Raw genomic sequence first — 17,462 nt, 5'->3', positions numbered from 1 at the left:
AGGCGCTAAGTACTAGGCACCAGGTGCTTGCGTACGAGCGGAAACTCGATGGTGACTTCGAGCCCCGGCCCCGGCGTGCGGTTGCGCAGCCGCAGCGTGCCGCGATGGCGGCTCACGAGCCGCTGCACGATCGCCATGCCGAGCCCGGTGCCGTTGGCCTGGCTGCGCGCCGAATCGACGCGGTAGAACGGCCGCGTAACGAGACCGATCTGGTCCTCGGGGATACCGGGACCATCGTCGAGCACGGATAGCTCGACTTTCGAATGCATCACACGCGTCTCGAGCATGATGTGCGGGATGCCGTCGGTTTCGCTGATACCGTACTTTCTCGCATTCTCGAGCAAGTTGCCGACCACGCGCCGCACGTCGGTCGGATCGGCTTCGATGACGGCGTCGAGCGCGAGCCGCGTGATGAGGCGCACGCCGTCCTCGCCCGCCATGCGCGAGGCCATATCGCCCGCGATCAGCGACAAATCGACGGGCTCGGGCAGGCGCTGCACGGGCCGGGCGTAGTCGAGGAAGCGCCCGATGATCATGTCCATCTGTTCGATGTCGTCGATCATCGCGTCCTTCGTGGCCTGATCGGACGGACTCATCTCGGTTTCGAGCCGCAGCCGCGCGAGCGGCGTGCGCAGATCATGCGAGATACCGGCCAGCATCAACGCGCGATCGGCCTCGAGCTGCTCGAGGTCCTGCACCATCTGGTTGAAGCTGCGGTTCGTTTCGGCGGCCACGCCCATGCCGCGCTCCGGCAGCGGTTCGGGGAACTGGCCCGAACCGACGTTGCGCGCGGCCGCAGCCAGGCGCGAGAACGGCCGGTTCACGAGGCTCGTGATGAACGCCGCGCCGAATAGCGACAGCGCAAGCGCGAACACGCCCCAGCCGGCCCATTGCAGGCCCGTCACGTTGTCGAGCTGCTCGCGATCGAGCGCGACCCAGTAGTCATCGTCGTCGATCTTGAAGCTGATCCACACGCCGGGAATGTCGTTGACTGTTTGAGCGATGACGGTGTCGTCGCCGAGCCTGCCGCGGATGTCGTGCTCGATGAGCCGGTTCAACGACTCGTCGGGCTGCAGGCGGTACTTGTCGGTCGTCTCGCGCGGATAGACGCGCACGCCTTCGTTGCTTTCGAGATCCTGCAGCAGCGCGCGGCGCAGGTCCGGATCCGAATAGAGCAGCGCCGTGCGCGTGAGCTTGACGATGGCCACGAGCTGCAACGCGACGCGCTGCGCCCGCGGCTCGCGCTCGATCACGCGAAAGCTCTGGAACCACGCGGCGAGGCTGACCGCGATCAGCAGCGCGATCAGCAGGAACGTGCGCCAGAACAGGCCCCCGAAGACGTGCGCGAGGAAGCGCCGGTCGATCCGCATGGGGCCTTACTGGAGGAGGGGAAAGTGCGACAAGCTGCCCGTCACGCCGAGCCGTCGGGGATGAACACGTAGCCGAGGCCCCAGACGGTCTGGATGAAGCGCGGGCTGCTCGGGTCGACCTCGATCAGCTTGCGCAGACGCGAGATCTGCACATCGAGGCTGCGATCGAATACTTCATATTCGCGACCACGCGCAAGCTCCATGAGCTTTTCGCGCGACAGCGGCTGGCGCGGATGGCGCGCGAACACTTTCAGCACCGAGAACTCGCCCGTCGTGAGCGGAATTTCCTGGCCTGCTTTCGTGAGCGTGCGCGTGGCCAGATTCAGCGCGAAATCACCGAACTCGAATACCTCGGCCGTTTCGGAGGGCGCACCCGGCAGCTCCGACGGCGATTGCCGGCGCAGCACGGCGTGGATGCGCGCGACCAGTTCGCGCGGGTTGAACGGCTTGGGCAGGTAGTCGTCGGCACCCATCTCGAGACCGACGATGCGGTCGACGTCCTCGCCCTTGGCCGTGAGCATGATGATGGGCGTGCGGTCGTTGCTGCCGCGCAGACGCCGGCAGATCGACAAGCCGTCCTCGCCGGGCAGCATGAGGTCCAGCACGAGCAGATCGAAACGCTCGCGGACCCACAGCTTGTTCATGGCCGGCGCGTTTTCCGCGACATAGACGTTGAAGCCTTGCTCGCCGAGATAACGGCGCAGCAGATCGCGCAGCCGCGGGTCATCGTCGACGACGAGAATCTTGGAGGGATTTTTGGTTTCCATGACCGGCATCTTAGCGCGATTGGAATGAGGGACGCGAAAGCGTGATTTATGGGGTTACAGTCAGTTACAAAATTTACCTGGCAAGACGCGCCGCGTAAACCTCGTCCTCATAAACTTCTTCACTGATAGCGGCTGTTCGGTGGATACTTCATCCCATAAGACCTTTCTCCGTCCGACCGTTTTGTTCGGGCCTAAGCATACGTAATTCGAGGTAGCCGGTTGCCGCATGACGAAGGGAACAAGATGACGGTAAGAGCGTGGCCGTGCCTGAGAGCGCGCGCTGCCGCGGTAGCGATTGCCGGCGCCCTTGCGGGGACGCTCGGCGCGATCGATGCCCATGCTCAGCCGTCGATGCGATCAGGTGTGCCGGAGCATCCGCCACACGGGCGGTTCTTGCCGCCGCGTTCGCCCCGTCAAGCGCCGGTCGGCGCCGCGTCCGTGCCTGTCATGCGCACGGCAGTACCCGATTTCGACGAGCACCAGCGTGATGGCCACATGACGCCCGAAGAGCGCCGCCTTCTGCGCCAGCACATCGAAGATGCCGTGCGCGAGCTCTACAAGCGCTGAAGCCAGCGCCTTCGCGCCGCCTGACTGTGTCGAACCGGCGAATCGATTCCTGATCCTATCTCTATCTGACCGATGATGAGCGCGAGACGATGAAGCTCTTTCGTGCGTTCAGGCTCGCCTTGACGGCGGTGGCCTGTGCAGGGCTTGGCGCGGGGCATGGGGTGGCCCACGCGGACCCGATGTCGCCTGGCAAGCATGCGCCTGCCGCTCGCCATGCTGCGAAGGCGCCGCATCGAGTCGTACCGGCCTCGGCCTCCGTCGCGGCAGCAAAGTCGAACGAGGCAAGCGAGAGGGACGAGGCGCTGCTCGATGCCGACGCTGCCCGCTTTTTCCTCACGCGGGTGGGATTCGCGCCCGATGCGGCCGAACTCGCGCCATACATCGGACTCACGCGCGAGGCTGCCGTCGACAAGGTGCTCGGCGAGGCGAACACGCGAGCCGTCACGCCGTCGCCTGCGTGGGCGGCCGAGCCTACGCCGACGCGCGCGGAGATGCGTGTCTGGACGCCCGAGGAACGCCGCGCCGAGGGGGCCGTGCGAGGCCAGCGCTACGAGCAGCTGCGCGAATGGGCGGTGCGCGAAATGTTGACGACGCGCTCGCCGCTGACCGAGCGCATGACGTTGTTCTGGCACAACCACTTCACGTCGGCTCAGGACAAGATCGCCTATCCGCAATTGATGGCGCAACAGGACGCGCTGCTGCGGCGTCAGGCGCTCGGCAGTTTCGCCACGATGCTGCACGAGGTCGCGAAGGATCCGGCCATGCTGCTTTACCTCGATGGCGCGAGCAACCGCAAAGGCAAGCCCAACGAGAACTTCGCACGCGAGGCGATGGAGCTCTTCACGCTCGGTGAGGGACATTATTCGCAGCGCGACGTCAGCGAGGCGGCCCGCGCGTACACGGGATGGGGCCTCGATCCCGACACGCAGCAGTTCGTGTTCCGTCATGAGCAGCACGACGACGGCGTGAAGACCGTGCTCGGCCGCAGCGGGCCGTTCGACGGCGATGCGGTGCTCGACATCCTGCTCGCCGAGCCGCAGACGGCGACGTTCGTGACGACCAAGCTGTGGCGCGAGTTCGTCTCCGAGACGCCCGATGCGGCCGTCATCTCACCGATCGCCGTGCGTTTTCGGGCGAGCGGCTACGACATCAAGACGGCGCTGCGCGCGCTGCTGCTGACCGACGCGTTCTGGGACGAGCGTAACCGCGGCGTGCTCGTGAAGTCGCCGGTGGAGTTCGTCGTCGGTACCGTGCGTTCGCTCGACGTCGCTTACGACAGCACGACGCCGTTCGTCGGATTGACCCGCAATCTCGGTCAGAACCTGTTCTATCCGCCGAACGTGAAGGGCTGGCCAGGCGGCTCCATATGGATCAACAGCACGACGCTGCTGGCGCGGGATCAATTCGTCGAGCAGCTGTTCCGGGCCACCGAGGCGGCCAAGCCAAGTCCAGCCGCAGCCGTCAAGCACGAGGCTAGCCGCGCCATGGCGGGGCAGGCGATGCCGAACGCGATGCCGAACGCGATGGCGGGCGGCATGGCGGGCCCAAGCCCCATGCAAAAGAGTCCGGCCCGGGCGGGTGCGGGCGGGATGCGCTTCGACCTGAGTGCCTGGCTGGCGCGCTATCGCACGGCGCCGAGCGAGCAGCCGAGCTTGTCGACGGAATTGCAGATGCAGCACGCCATGCTGCCGATCGAACCTGTCGATGCGATCGACGTGGGCCTGTCGAGCAGCGCCTATCTGCGCGCGCTGATGATGGACCCCGCGTATCAGTTGCAGTAAGGCGCGTGCCCGAGGGGATACCGACATGAAACGACGTGACTTCGTTCTTTCGCTGAGCGCCGCGGCCGGCGTCACGCTGCTGCTGCCGCGCATGGCCGCGGCGCAGGCCGGACACGAGAAGGCTGGCCCCACGCGCGCCGACTATCGCAACCTGCTGATCCTCGTCGAACTCAAGGGCGGCAACGACGGGCTCAACACCGTGATTCCGTATGCGGACCCGGCCTATGCGACGCTGCGTCCCAGCATCGGCATCAAGCGGGATCGGGCGATCGCGCTCGACGAGCGCACGGGCTGGCATCCGTCGCTCGAGCCGATGCTGCCGCTCTGGCACGACGGGCAGCTTGCGATCGTGCAAGGCGTCAGCTATGCGCAGCCGAACCTGTCGCATTTCCGTTCGATCGAAATCTGGGACACGGCATCGCGCGCCGACGAATATCTGCCCGAGGGGTGGCTGACGCGCGCCTTTGCGCAAGCGAGCGTGCCTCGGACGTTCGTGGCCGACGGCGTCGTGATCGGTAGTGCGGAGATGGGGCCGTTCGCGAACGGCGCGCGCGCCATCGCACTCGTGAATCCGACGCAATTCGTGCAGGCGGCGCGGCTCGTGCGACCCGTTGCGCTGCGCGAGCGCAATCCCGAGCTCGAGCACATTCTCGATGTCGAGCAAGACATCGCGCGGGCGGCCGAGAGGCTGCGGCCGCACGGTGGCCAGTTCGCGTTGAAGACGACGTTTCCGCCCGGTGCGTTCGGCGCGGCAGTAAAGACGGCCATGCAGGTGCTCGCGAGCGCCGATACGCCGGCCGGTCAGCCGATCGCGGGCGAGGGCGTGGCGGTGATCCGCCTCACGCTGAACGGCTTCGACACGCATCAGAATCAGCCGGGGCAGCACGCGGCACTGCTGACCCAGCTCGCACAAGGCTTCGCGGCGATGCGCTCGGCACTCGTCGAACTGGGACGCTGGAACAACACGCTCATCATGACTTACGCCGAGTTCGGCCGGCGCGTGCGCGAGAACCAGAGCAACGGTACCGATCATGGCACCGTCGCGCCGCATTTCGTCGCAGGGGGCCGCGTGCGTGGCGGGTTGTACGGCGTGCCGCCGATGCTCGCGCGGCTGGACGGCAACGGCAATCTGCCGGTCGGGGTCGACTTCCGGCAACTGTATGCGACCGTGCTCGGGCCCTGGTGGGGACTCGATGCGGCGAGCGTGCTGCGCGGCCGCTTCGAGCCGTTGCCGTTGTTGCGCGCTTGACGGTTTGGCGCTCAGCGTGCGCGGGCCGCGCGCCAGGCGATCCACAGCTTGCGGATCGGCGTCAGTGCGATGCGCTGATGCAGCACCTGATAGCCGTCGCGTTCGATTTCCTCGAGCAGTGCCAGCGCCAGCGCCGATTGCGCGCGCAGCGTGCGCTGCGTCTTGCGCTCCTGGGCAGGGATGCCTGCGACGGCCGTGGTCAGCGCCTCGCGCGCGCGATTCGTCTGAAAGCGCATGAGCTCGACGAATGCGTCGCTGTAGCGGCGGTTCAGCAAGTCGGCGGCCGTGACCTGATAGCGCTGCAATTCGTCGATGGGGAGGTAGATGCGGCCGTGGCGCGCGTCGTTGCCCAGCTCTTGGACGAGCTGCGCGAGCATCAGCGCGTTGCCGAGCGGTTCGGCCCATTGCGCCGCGTGCTGCGGCTCGCGTGCCGTCGCGCGGGCGACGGCCGCCGCGAACGTGCCACCGGTGCGCTCGATGTAACGGCGCAGGTTCGCGAAGTCGAGGTAGCGCGCCTGATCCAGATCCATCTGAAAGCCCGCCACGAGCGCGAGCAGTGTCGGCTCTTCGCGCTTGATGTCGGCGCAATGCGCAGCCAGCGCTTGCGAGACCGGATGCGACGGGCGGCCTGCGACGAGCGCGGCCGTTTCCTGCTGCCACCAGGCGAGCTTCGTGCGGCCGATCGTCGGATCGCTGACGTCCTTGACGGTTTCCTCGAGCTCGCGGCGCAGCGCGAAGAGGGCGGTCAGGAACGGTTGGCGCGCGGCCGGCGCCTGGCGCAGCGCGTAATAGGCGCTCGAGCCCGCGGGCGCGGCCTTTTGCGCGCAGTATTCGTCGAAATTCACGGAAGAAGCAATGCGTGGGAAAGGGGGACGGTGCCCGTCCGATACGGTGCGGATACTACCTCATTCGTGCCGTCCCCGTGCGGCCTGGGCGATGTGCCCGCCGCGGCAGCGCCCTCAAGCCGATCGAGACAGTTCGCGCAGAAAGGCCAGCATGAGCGCATCGCCGCCCTTGGCCCACACATCGATGTGATCAGCGCCCTCGATCACGATGAGCCGCCGTGAGGCGCGCACAGCGTCGAACAGACGTGCGAAGTGCTGCGGCGGCACGACGCGGTCGCGGCTGCCGCCGTAGATCAGCACGGGCGCCTCGACGTGACCGATCTTCGCGAGATTGTCGTAGCGGTCGCGCACGAGCCAGCGCATGGGCAGGAACGGAAAGCGCGTGCGCGCGACGTCGGCGATGCACGTGAACGGCGCTTCGAGCGCAAGGGCCGAGATCGGATATTCGGTCGCCAACTGCACCGCTACGCCGGAGCCAAGGGAATAGCCGTGCAGCACGATGCGCGAGGTGCGCGCGGCGACGAACGCGAGCGCCGCCCGGCCGTCGGCGTACAAGCCCGCTTCGCTGGGGTGGCCTGCGTTGCCGCCGTAGCCGCGATACTCGGCAAGGAACACGCCATACCCCTCGGCGACGAGATCGTGCGCGATGTGCACGCGCTGTGACAGGTCTTCGCCGTTGCCATGAAACAGCACGACCGTCATGCCGTCGGCGCGCGTGCTGGCCTGATAGCGGCAGGTGAGCTCGATGCCGTCGACCGTACCGATGGGCACGAGCGCAAGGCGTTCGGCGTCCGGGTTCGGCGTGACCTCGCGCAGCCGTTCGAGCGGATAGATCAGCCGGCCTTCGAGCCAGCGCAGCGCGGCCACGGCCAAGCCATACAGCAGCACGACGATGCCGGCCAGTGCGATTGCGAGCGTGCGCATGGCATTTCCTCGAGCAGGTGTCGATATAGACCCTCGCATCGGGGGGTGCGTTCGCACGCTGCGCCGCACGCCGCGTTTCGGCTCAGCCGATAGCGTGGACCCAGCGAGCCGGCCATGCAGCAGCAAGCCCGGCGCGCAACGTCGTATCGAGGCGCGCGAGGTCGGATTGCGCCGTCTCGTGCATCGCTTCGGCCACGATCAGCACCGAAGCGGTCTCGGTACGCACGGCCGAGGCACCGCTTTGCCGGTTCGTCCAGCGGCGTGCGTGCGCCTCACCCGCCTCGTCGGCAAAGATCACCTCGTGCGGTTCGGGGTGCTCGATCTCGCCCGAAAACGTTCGGTATGTCTCGCTGCCGTCGGCATGGCGCACCGTCAGCGCGCCGGCCACCTGTCGAAGATCGAAGACCGCGAGCGGAATCGCGAACGCGAGCGATACCGCATTGCACAGATCGACGAGCGGATGAATGTGCGGCAGCGCACCCTCCTTGCGAAAGCGCCGCAGCAGCGCTTCGGACGCGCAGCGATATTGCGTGGGTTTCAAGCCCATCTTCGCGAACGCGTGCCGCCAGGATCGGATCTCGGGAAGCTCGCCTTCGCTGCTCGAGGCCAAGCGCTCGGCCGCAAGGGCGGTCAGGCGATCGACGAAGCCGTTCGTATCGGCCGAGGCCGGGCACGTGATGCCGTCGACACGCCACGCGCGCGAGACGAGTTCGGGGAATGCATGCAGCACGGAAGGGGCGTAGCGCAAGGTCATGGCAGTCGAGGCAGCGAAGTCGATCGGACTTGCCACTATGTGTGCCGGCCTACCTTGTGTCTTGAACGAAATTGCAATGGGGAGCGATGAGAGCCTTCGCATACGCATTCGACCAGCGCGATCAACTCCTGCCGCAGGATCGGCGAATGCAGCGTGCCTTGCTTTGCCGCGTCGTGAACCGCGCCCGCAACCGCGGACGCGAGCACCTGCGTAGCGATCGACAGACGATCGGCATTCGTCGCGCGTGCGTCGCCCGCGCTTTGGACGAGTGCCCGACATCCCTTCTCGTACCAGGCGCGGAATTCGTCCTCGACCTGCTGTTCGTCGATGCTGTCCGGCGCTTTTTCGAGCAGCACCTGGTGAGAGGCGGGATATCGGCTATGGGCGGCGATGAGGCCGTCGACGAACGCTTCGATGCGCATCGCATGCGGCACGGTGTCGTCGGTCGCGGTGCGCAGTGCCGTCAGGACCTCGTCGAAATGCCGTCGCTTGACTGCTTCGACCAATCCCAGCTTGTTCGGAAAGTACTGGTACAGGGAACCGATGCTGACGCCGGCGACGTCGGCGACGGCGTTCGTGGTGAGCCCGGTCCATCCGCGCCGCCCCAGAATCTGAGCGGTTGCGTCGAGAATCGAGTCGATCGTGACGCGCGCTCGCTTCTGGCGTGGTTCTCTGCGCGCCGCATTCACGGGCTTGGAAAAGCGAGTAGCCAAGTGGGCACCCTGCAGCAAGAATATTTTGGCTGGCATATTCGCCCGCTGGGCGAACAGGGTCAAGCGATCAGAGGATCAAACATGACTGCGTCCACTATGACGAACCGTGAAGTGAGATTGAAGGCCAGGCTCAAAGGCCTGCCTACACCCGAAGATTTCGAAATCGTCTCGACGTCCGTGCCCGAGGCCGGCGCGGGCGAAGTGCTGGTCCGCAATCACTATTTCCTGGTCTCGGCGTCGCTGCGCGCGATGGTGAGCGAGGGCGCCGAGGATGTGCCGGGCGTGCCCTTTCCGGCATTGAACGCAGGCGACGCGCTGCGCGGCGAAGCGCTTGGCGAGGTGATACAGGCGCCGGCCGGCAGCCCGCTGCAGCCGGGCGACATGGTCACGCATTTCAAAGGGTGGCGCGATTACGCGGCCGTTCCAGTGGCGCAATGTTATCGCGTCGGCCAGCCGTTGCCGGAGCCGGTCGGGTATCTCGGCCACATGGGGCACGGCTGGACGGCTTATGCGGCGTTGACGTGTGCGGTGCAAATCCGCCCGGGCGACACCGTCTTCGTGTCCAGTGCCGCCGGTGCGATCGGTTCGATGGCGGGGCAGATTGCACGCCGGCTGGGGGCGCGGCGCGTGATCGGCAGCACCAGCTCGCGCGAAAAGGCACGGCGGCTGGTCACGGAGCTGGGCTACGACGCAGCGGTCATTCGCGGCGACGGCCGGTCTTTCGTGAGTCAGCTGGAGGACGCGGCCCAGGGCGGTATCGACGTCTTCGTCGACATGGTCGCGGGCGAGCAGCTGCAGGCCGCGCTGGCCGTCGCGCGGGAGGGGGCGCGCTTCGTGATCATCGGTACGCTGTCGGGGCAGCTTGCCGCCACCGGCACGGGCCGGACCGCTGTCGTCGCGCTCGACGCGACTCAGATCCTCCTGAAGCGAATCACGATGCGCGGCTACAGCGCCGACGATAATTCTGAGGCCAAGCGTGAATGGTCCGAACGGTTCCCCGAGTGGCTGCGCACCGGAGCAATCAAGTTCCCGCACACGGTGATCGAAGGCCTGGACCAGGCGCCGATCGCGTTGCGCGATACGGTTCATGGGCATCATCTCGGCACCGTATTCGTGAAGCTATAGCGGTAGCTGCATTGCGCCTGGCGGCAGCCGCTGTGCTTCCAAGCAGCGGCTGCCGGTTTCAAGCCGGCCTGTTCTCAGACCGGAAGTTGCATGGCTCCGTTGGCCTGGCTCGCGTGGCGCTTCGCCTCGATGTCGGCAATCGAGGCCGCGCGGCGCTTGCGCACGATTGCCATGGCGATTTCCAGCGACTGTTCGTAGTTCAAGCGCGGGTCGACAGTCGACTTGTATGCACGAGCCAGATCTGCTTCGGTCAGATTGCGTGCACCGCCGAGGCATTCGGTCACGTTCTCGCCGGTCAGCTCCAGATGCACGCCACCCAGACGCGTGCCGCAGGCCGCATGAAGGTCGAATGCCGCTTCGAGCTCCGCACGGATATTCTCGAAGCGCCTTGTCTTCACTCCGCCGGGCGTCGTCTCGCCGTTGCCATGCATCGGATCGCAACACCACAGAACGTGCTTGCCCTCCGCCTTGACGGCCCTCAGATGCTGCGGCAATTCTGCTTCGATCTTTGCCGCACCCATGCGTGTGATGAGCGTCAGTCGACCGGCCTCGTTGTCCGGATTCAACGCATCGATCGTGCGCAACAGCAGGTCGGGCGTCACGCCGGGCCCGACTTTCAAGCCGATCGGATTGCGGATACCGGAGCAATACTCGACATGGGCGCCGTCGAGCTGCGCGGTACGCATGCCGATCCACGGCAAGTGCGTCGACAGATTGAACCAGCCCCAGTGTTGCGGCACCTGCCGGGTGACGGCTTCGTCGTAGTTCAGCAGCAGGACTTCGTGAGAAGTATAGAAATCCACGTTCGCATAGCTGTCGAACGGTTCGCCTGCGAGCGTCTCCATGAAGCGCATCGATTCGCCGATGGACTGCACCATCTTCCGATACTCATCTTGCAGCGGCGCATGCGAACCCCAGGCCAGATCCCAATACTCGGGGTGATGCAGATCGGCGAAACCGCCGTCGACCAGGGCCCGCACGAAGTTCATCGTGAGCGCGGATTTGGTGTGCCCCTCGATCATGCGCCGCGGATCGGGTTCACGCGCCTGCGCGGAAAACTCGCTCCCATTGACGATGTCGCCGCGGTAGCACGGCAGCGTCACGCCATCGCGCGTCTCCGTGTCCGCCGAGCGCGGCTTCGCATATTGACCGGCGAACCGGCCGACACGCACGATCGGCAGCTTCAAGCCATGGGCCAGCACGAGGCTCATCTGCTGCAAGACCTTCAGGCGATCGGCGATGACGCTCGCCGTGCAGTCGGCAAAGCGCTCGGCGCAATCGCCGCCTTGCAGCAAAAAGCAGCGGCCGTCCGCCGCGTCGGCCAGCTTGCGCTTGAGCGCCAGCACTTCCCACGACGCAACCAGAGGCGGCAACTGGCGCAGCTCGGCAACTGCACAGTCGAGCGCGGCCGTGTCGGGGTACGTCGGCTGTTGCAACGCCGGCTTCGTTTGCCAGGAAGCGGGCGACCAATCTTTGGCGATATGCAGGGGAGAGAGAATGCGGTCCATAGTCATGCACAAGGGGTGAACCTACTTTGGATCAGAGGGGGCGGACCGCGGCGGCGACATGAGCAACCTGTCGTCGCCGCGGACTGCGCCTACCGGTTCGCGCTACCTCAGCGCGTCAAGCTCAGCGTGTCGATGAACAATGCGGTCTGGCCGACACCGACCGGGATATCGAGAGTAGTCACAGCGTAAGTTGCTTATCGGCAAGCGCGTCACGGTTGCAACCGCGTGGTTTTCCAGATGCCGCCGTCGAGGTCGTATTTCAGGCGACGGTGGAGCCTGTCGGAGCTGGCTGCCCAGAATTCGAACTCGTGAGGTTCGAGGCGATAGCCGACGAATTGGGGCGGTCGAGGTAAGGCGACGCCGAGCGCGAGGAGATCTTCGGCTTTTTCGCGCAATGCCTCTCGATCGACGAGCTCGTCGCTCTGATGCGATGCGCTCGACATTGCGTGCATCGGTATCGATCTTGCGAACCACATGGCTTCCGATACCGTTTCTTCGAGCTCGATCGTGGGGCCGGAAATCATGATCTGCTGTCCCGTTTCGCGCCAGTAGAGGAGGCCGGAGGCCCAGCCGTTTTCGGCCAGCTCGCGGCCTTTGCGGCTCGACGAATGCGAGCAGAAGATCAGGCCCCGATCGTCGATCTTCGAGAACGCGACGACGCGCGTGGACGCGCGTCCGTCGGCGCCCGCCGTCGCAAACGCGAGCGCCTTCGGTTCCCGTACGCGGGCGGCTTCCGCTGCCGCGAGCCAGCTTCGCAGCAGCGTGAGGGGATTGGGCGGCGGATCGTCATATTCGGGGAATTGGACGTCGACGCGTCCTGTCAGACTTTCGAAACGACTGGTGTTCGTGCTCATGACTGGGGTTCCGTGAAGGCGATGGACACTAGATGCCAAGCCGGCCGCGTGCGATGACGGTGCCATGTCCGCTGACCTTGACGGACTGGATGTGATGCTCCGTTCCGGTCACGTGCGCGTACATGTGCGAAGGCCGTTTGATCTCGACGCCCTGGAGGATGTGCAGCGGCTGGTCCCAGGGAATCCGTCCATGGCGGGCGAGGTGAATGGCGATGGGGCCGGCCGCGGACCCGGTCGCCGCATCTTCGACCACGCCATAGGCGGGTGAAAACATGCGGGCGCGCCAGTGGTCTCCGGCCGGGGCGATACAGATTGCCGACATGTCATCGAATGCCGTCAGCGCGCGATGGTCCGGGTGAACGTCGGAGAGCGCGGAGGCGTCGGGGCACGTGACGAACACGTGACGCGGGCCGTTTCGATAGGCCTCGACGGGCAGCAAGGACGCTTTCACGCCGAGGGCGTCGAGCAGTCGGTCGGCATGCTCGTAGCGTTGCCAGGTCGGGATCGGCTGCTGCATCGTGACGAACGCGAGGCCGGGGGCTTCGGATTGCACCTCGAACGGGACGAGCCCCATGCCGGTTTCGAACACGAAGCGATCCTGCGCCTTGACGTGCCTGAGGGCGACGGCCGTACCGAGCAGCGGGTGGCCAGCGAACGGCAGCTCGTTGACCGGCGTGAAGATGCGGACATGCACATCTCCGCCTTGCTTGGGCGGCATCACGAACGTCGTTTCCGACAGATTCATTTCGCGGGCAATTTGTTGCATGCGCTGCGCGGGCAGCGGCTCGTCGAGCAGAAACACCGCGACCGGATTGCCTTCGAGCGGGGTACGGGTGAAAGCGTCGGCAACGATGTAGTCGATCGGGCGCGACGTACGCCCCGAACCTGCCGCGTCGGTGTGAAGCAGAGCAGGTTCGAGCGTGCGCATGAACTGCTGGACGTCGCCGCTTTCGGCGGTCGCCGCGACCGTGAAGCGCGAGCGCTCGGCAACCGGCCGCCCGATCAGGTTCTGCGCATCGTTCGGGGGCAGCAAGTGGGCGGCAGGACGGTCTCCTTCCCAGAGCATGATCGCGCCCCACCGATTCTTTTCCGCATCCGCTATCCAGTGCTTGGCTCGCAGGCCGGGTACGTTCGCCCAGCGGCCGACGGTATCGTCGTCCAGATGGGCCTTCAGCGATTCGATGGTTTGCGTGGATCCGTCCAGATCCCACCAAACAATGTCGACAATCATGAAACGCGTGTCCTATAGGGTCCGAAGGGGGGGGGAGCGTCAGGCCGTCAAGGCGCCCGTGCGTGCTTCACTGCGCAGCGCATGCGTGATGGCTTCGCCGAGAATGCGCGGTCCGTCGACAGTCAGGACGGATTCGGCATGAAACTGCATCGAACTGAACGAAGGGCCACGCAGCGCGTGCACTTCGCCGCTGTGCGGGTCGCGGCTGACCTGGACGATGCCCACGCCATCGATGTCGAGTTCGTCATACGCGGTTCGCGCCGAGTAGGTGTTGTAGAAACCCACGCGTTCGCGCTGACCGAAGAGATCGATCTCGACCTGCAGGCCTTGATTGGGGACCTCGCGCCGCACGAGCGGTATGCCGAGGGCGGTGTTCAGGACCTGATGGCTGAGGCAGACGGCCACGAACGGTTTCTGTTCGTTCAGCAGGCGGCGCATCAGCACATGCAGCTGACCGATGCGCAGGTCGCGCGTGTCGCGGGGATCGCCTGGTCCAGGCCCCATGACGACGATGTCGTAATGCGCGAGGACGATGGGATCGTGGACGCCACGAATCGCCGTGACGAGGCCCAGCGACGCGAGTTCCTGAGCGATCATCGCCGTGAAGTGGTCCTCCGCATCGACGATGAGTGCGCGGCGGCCGTTCAGATGAGGCACTTTGCCGTGCCGTGCGCCATACGGCCGGAACCAGAAGTCCGCGATGCCTTCGTTGCGCTGCTTGAGCGCCGCCTGCACCGACGGATGCTGGCCGAGCGGCAGACCGGCATCGGGCGGATCGAAAGCGTTCGATAGCGCCGCCACCTTGGCATGCGTTTCCATGACTTCCGAAGCCGCTTGGGAGTGACGAACGAGCGTGGCGCCGACACCGATGCTGACCTGACCACGACGATCGATCTCCGCCGTCCGGATCAGAATGGCCGAGTCGAGCGTGCGCTCACCGTCCGCGTCCCGGCCGATGAGGGCCGCCATGCCGCTGTAGTATCCGCGGCCGACCGGTTCGTGCCGCGCGATGACATGCGTGGCGCTCTCGATCGGACTGCCGGTCACGGTCGGGGCAAACATCGTCTCGCGCAACAGGTCGCGGACATCGGCGTGGGTGCGGCCGACGATGAAATATTCGGTATGGGCGAGCCTCGTCATCTCGCGCAGGTGAGGGCCCGTGACCTGTCCGCCGGATCGGCAGATGCGCGCCATCATCTTGAGCTCTTCGTCGAGCACCATGTAGAGCTCGTCCGATTCCTTCCGGTCGCTGAGGAACGCTTTGATCCCTTCCAACGTCGGGCCGGTCTTCGGATACCGGTATGTCCCGCTGATCGGGTTCATCGTGGCCTCGCCCTTGTGCAGGGTCAGGTGCCGCTCCGGTGTGGCGCCCACAAAAGTTTGCTCGCCGGTATGGACGAGAAAGATCCAATACGCGCCGGCTTCCTTTCGAAGCAGTCGCTTGAACACGGCGAGCGCCTGGGCGACGGAGTAGTCATGAAGCTCACCCTTGAGGGCACGCTTGATGACGAAGTTGGAACCCGCGCCGGTACCGATCTCATCGGTGATGACTCGTTCGACGATACGGGCGTATTCGTCGTCGTCGATGTCGAAATGACGGTTGCCGAGCTCGGTCTTCACGTCCGGGATTCTCGCCAATGCCTGCGACACGGGCACGGTTTCGTGTTCGGCGCAGGTAAGGGCGACGAGCGGCGCGCCATCGTCGCGGCTTTCGAAACCGCGCTCGTGCAACTGGCGATACGGCACCATCACGAGGAGTTCCTGCCGGGGTCCGGCGGCCCCGGCATGCGGCGGCTGGAGCGGAAGGTCGGCCAGGGTCGCCGGATACGAGACCTCGCCCGCGATGACGTCGACGTTGGCATGCTCATGCTCGCTGCCGGCGGAACGGCTGAGCAGCGCGAAGCACGGCGTGCGACCGTTCAGGATGCGTTCGAGAAGGTCATGGTGTTGGGCTGCGTTCATGCGAGCACCTCCTCTGTCGTCACGACCTTGCCGCAGCGCTGGGCCACGTATTCCAAGGCTTGATGGTGATGGCGCTCCGAGAAGTCCGCCACACCGTCCGCGACGAAGAATGTCTGGATGTCGTTCGTGTAGGCGTCGACAGCCGTCGTCAGCACGCCGATATGCGCATAGACGCCACAGAGCACCAATTGATCGCGGCCGCTGTCCAGCATCCGCTGACGCAATTCGGTGCGAAAGAACGCGCTGTAGCGCCACTTGGTGAACATCCAGTCGTCGTCGGACGGCCTGATGGCCTGCGCGACGTCCCGGTCGGCGGGCGTGGTTTCCATGCCCGGCCCCCAGAAGTCGCGCAGCAAGCCGCGCTCCTTGTCGCTCATGCGGCCCGGGTGGGCCGTATAGGCAACCGGGATGCCGGCTTGCCGGCATCGCGTGCGCACCGACGCGACGTTGGTCGTCAGCGTCTCCCGCAAGGTCGGCGGCAACGGCGACAGGAAATAGTTCTGCATGTCATGGATCAGCAACAAGGCACGAGACGGGTCGATGCTCCACGACACCATGTTGTCGGGCAGGCTGCTTGAAACGGGCAGGTCGTACTGTTGAATCGAAGGAATGCCAGCCATTGAGCTTCTCCAATGGGCGGGTGTTTAGTTCGGAAGACCATCCCGGCGAACCACAGGAACCTCGATGCCCAGCGCACGGAATTGCTCGCAGGGATTCATGAATTCGCGCTGCTCCTTGATGAGTCCGTTTTCGTCGAACCGGAAGGAGTGGAGGAAGTGATTGCGGTAGAGCCCTTGCGGATAGCCGGGGAAGACAATGGCGCCCTCGCCGCGGCACTCGACCCAAAACCAGTTCGGATCCTGGGTATCGAAGATCTGGATGTCGGTCCACGCCCAGTCGGGGAAGCAGCGCAACGACCAGACGGCGTGCTCGCCCAGGAGGTCGCGGCCGCGAATCATGATGGGCTGGCCGGTATCGGTGGTCCAGAGACCACCGACGCCGTCTTGCGCGAACAGCAGATGGCGCTTGAGCCGTGCTTCGCCGCGCGTGTGCATGTACTGCTCGACGATCTTGCGATTGCGCTCGCGGATCGCGTCCTGACTCGACGGCGGGCTGACGAGCGTTTCGATGTCCGACATGACTGCTCCTGAAGTAGAGGGCGGCTGCCGCGATGGCAGCCGCGATGGGTTACACGAGGCAACTGATTTCACGAGGATTGGGGCCGACCAGCGCCCGACCATAGACAAGTTGGGGAATGCCCATTCCGAAGCGAAGGCGAAATGATCAGTGCGGTGAACGCTGGTAAGTGCCTATCGCGTCCACAATTTCTCCCAAAGTCCATTGAAAATCTTCATGGTCATAAAGCTGCAAGCAACGTGAAGCATTGCCGGTTTAGAAAATATACATTTCACAAATTCTTATAATGGGGTGCGTTACTTTTTTTGAAATCGTAAAGTCGACAAGGGCCAAGCCGATGCGACGAGTCTTTGCAAGACCAGGTCGCGAATCGGCTGGGGAAATTTTTTCAGTGATTTGCTAAGTAGCGCAAAGTATGCGCGAGAGATTATGTAATTCAACTACCGGAACTGGTAGATGAGATAGGCATGACGCGGGTTTCGAGTCGGTTTGCATATTTCCGGTGTCGTGCAATATGCTGGAGTGGCATTCCGATTTCGCATTTCGTGGTGGGCCGAAAAATGGTCTGGCGCGAAAAAATCAGCTACCTGGCCTGTGATGGGTAATTTGGTGGCTTCCTTGTATTTATTGGTGTTAAAGGGGTGTGTCGCATGAAAATTTAGAAACTTAATATCT

Annotated in this window: 17 protein-coding genes; 5 read left to right on the top strand and 12 right to left on the bottom strand. The window is 64.8% G+C overall.

All coding sequences use genetic code 11. From position 1 onward, the window contains the following. Positions 1-5: 5 nt before the first annotated feature. Both D7S89_RS03820 and ompR read right to left on the bottom strand, forming a co-directional pair. On the bottom strand, positions 6-1,370 hold the full coding sequence (locus D7S89_RS03820; RefSeq protein WP_121275699.1) for an ATP-binding protein: 1,365 nt from the start codon (positions 1,368-1,370) through the stop codon (positions 6-8). A gap of 41 nt (positions 1,371-1,411) precedes the next feature. Continuing rightward, positions 1,412-2,146 carry an osmolarity response regulator transcription factor OmpR gene (gene ompR / locus D7S89_RS03815; protein ID WP_425470720.1) on the bottom strand — a complete coding sequence of 245 codons (735 nt, stop codon included), beginning with the start codon at positions 2,144-2,146 and terminating at the stop codon, positions 1,412-1,414. 234 nt (positions 2,147-2,380) lie between these two features. Here ompR and D7S89_RS03810 point away from each other — a divergent pair, with 234 nt between their 5' ends. The 3 genes from D7S89_RS03810 to D7S89_RS03800 all read left to right on the top strand — a co-directional run bounded on the left by D7S89_RS03810 (position 2,381) and on the right by D7S89_RS03800 (position 5,734). Further along, entirely contained in the window at positions 2,381-2,704 is a 324-nt protein-coding gene (locus tag D7S89_RS03810) for a hypothetical protein (RefSeq protein WP_121276073.1), read from the top strand. A gap of 89 nt (positions 2,705-2,793) precedes the next feature. Further along, entirely contained in the window at positions 2,794-4,485 is a 1,692-nt protein-coding gene (locus D7S89_RS03805) for a DUF1800 domain-containing protein (protein WP_121275697.1), read from the top strand. Between the two features lie 25 nt (positions 4,486-4,510). Then, entirely contained in the window at positions 4,511-5,734 is a 1,224-nt protein-coding gene (locus D7S89_RS03800) for a DUF1501 domain-containing protein (RefSeq protein WP_121275695.1), read from the top strand. Positions 5,735-5,745: 11 nt separating this feature from the next. Here D7S89_RS03800 and hpnD read toward each other — a convergent pair whose 3' ends face one another. The 4 genes from hpnD to D7S89_RS28250 form a co-directional block, all read right to left on the bottom strand. Continuing rightward, positions 5,746-6,579, bottom strand: a complete 834-nt coding sequence (gene hpnD, locus D7S89_RS03795) for a presqualene diphosphate synthase HpnD (protein ID WP_121275693.1) — start codon at positions 6,577-6,579, stop codon at positions 5,746-5,748. A 114-nt stretch (positions 6,580-6,693) separates the two neighbouring features. Then, on the bottom strand, positions 6,694-7,503 hold the full coding sequence (locus D7S89_RS03790; RefSeq protein ID WP_121275692.1) for an alpha/beta hydrolase: 810 nt from the start codon (positions 7,501-7,503) through the stop codon (positions 6,694-6,696). An 82-nt stretch (positions 7,504-7,585) separates the two neighbouring features. Continuing rightward, entirely contained in the window at positions 7,586-8,257 is a 672-nt protein-coding gene (locus D7S89_RS03785; RefSeq protein ID WP_121276071.1) for a B3/B4 domain-containing protein, read from the bottom strand. Positions 8,258-8,292: 35 nt separating this feature from the next. Beyond that, the gene (locus tag D7S89_RS28250) at positions 8,293-9,006 is read right to left on the bottom strand and encodes a TetR/AcrR family transcriptional regulator (protein ID WP_121275690.1); all 714 of its coding nucleotides are present in this window, start codon (positions 9,004-9,006) and stop codon (positions 8,293-8,295) included. A 45-nt stretch (positions 9,007-9,051) separates the two neighbouring features. Here D7S89_RS28250 and D7S89_RS28245 point away from each other — a divergent pair, with 45 nt between their 5' ends. Beyond that, positions 9,052-10,095 (top strand): MDR family NADP-dependent oxidoreductase, encoded by a 1,044-nt coding sequence (locus D7S89_RS28245; RefSeq protein WP_121275688.1) that lies wholly within the window; start codon positions 9,052-9,054, stop codon positions 10,093-10,095. A 74-nt stretch (positions 10,096-10,169) separates the two neighbouring features. On the opposite strand, the gene D7S89_RS03770 is transcribed toward D7S89_RS28245, so the two are convergent. The 6 genes from D7S89_RS03770 to D7S89_RS03745 all read right to left on the bottom strand — a co-directional run bounded on the left by D7S89_RS03770 (position 10,170) and on the right by D7S89_RS03745 (position 16,789). Continuing rightward, the gene (locus D7S89_RS03770) at positions 10,170-11,603 is read right to left on the bottom strand and encodes a class II 3-deoxy-7-phosphoheptulonate synthase (RefSeq protein WP_121275687.1); all 1,434 of its coding nucleotides are present in this window, start codon (positions 11,601-11,603) and stop codon (positions 10,170-10,172) included. A gap of 209 nt (positions 11,604-11,812) precedes the next feature. Then, on the bottom strand, positions 11,813-12,457 hold the full coding sequence (phzG, locus tag D7S89_RS03765) for a phenazine biosynthesis FMN-dependent oxidase PhzG (protein WP_121275685.1): 645 nt from the start codon (positions 12,455-12,457) through the stop codon (positions 11,813-11,815). 28 nt (positions 12,458-12,485) lie between these two features. Beyond that, positions 12,486-13,688: a PhzF family phenazine biosynthesis protein gene (locus tag D7S89_RS03760; protein WP_121275683.1), complete on the bottom strand. Its 1,203-nt coding sequence runs from the start codon at positions 13,686-13,688 to the stop codon at positions 12,486-12,488. A gap of 39 nt (positions 13,689-13,727) precedes the next feature. Continuing rightward, positions 13,728-15,650, bottom strand: a complete 1,923-nt coding sequence (locus D7S89_RS03755) for an anthranilate synthase family protein (RefSeq protein WP_121275681.1) — start codon at positions 15,648-15,650, stop codon at positions 13,728-13,730. Beyond that, on the bottom strand, positions 15,647-16,270 hold the full coding sequence (locus D7S89_RS03750; protein WP_121275680.1) for an isochorismatase family protein: 624 nt from the start codon (positions 16,268-16,270) through the stop codon (positions 15,647-15,649). Before D7S89_RS03750 ends, D7S89_RS03755 begins: the two co-directional genes overlap by 4 nt. A gap of 24 nt (positions 16,271-16,294) precedes the next feature. Next, positions 16,295-16,789, bottom strand: coding sequence for a PhzA/PhzB family protein (locus tag D7S89_RS03745; protein WP_121275678.1), 495 nt, complete (start codon positions 16,787-16,789; stop codon positions 16,295-16,297). Here D7S89_RS03745 and D7S89_RS27350 point away from each other — a divergent pair. Further along, positions 16,779-16,934 carry a hypothetical protein gene (locus tag D7S89_RS27350; RefSeq protein ID WP_183085086.1) on the top strand — a complete coding sequence of 52 codons (156 nt, stop codon included), beginning with the start codon at positions 16,779-16,781 and terminating at the stop codon, positions 16,932-16,934. The two genes, D7S89_RS03745 and D7S89_RS27350, sit on opposite strands and share 11 nt — an antisense overlap. Positions 16,935-17,462 lie beyond the last annotated feature (528 nt).

The sequence above is a fragment of the Trinickia fusca genome (assembly GCF_003628145.1).
GTDB lineage: Bacteria > Pseudomonadota > Gammaproteobacteria > Burkholderiales > Burkholderiaceae > Trinickia > Trinickia fusca.
The sequence above is the reverse complement of the archived record's forward strand: the minus strand, read 5'-3'. Positions and strand labels throughout refer to the sequence as shown.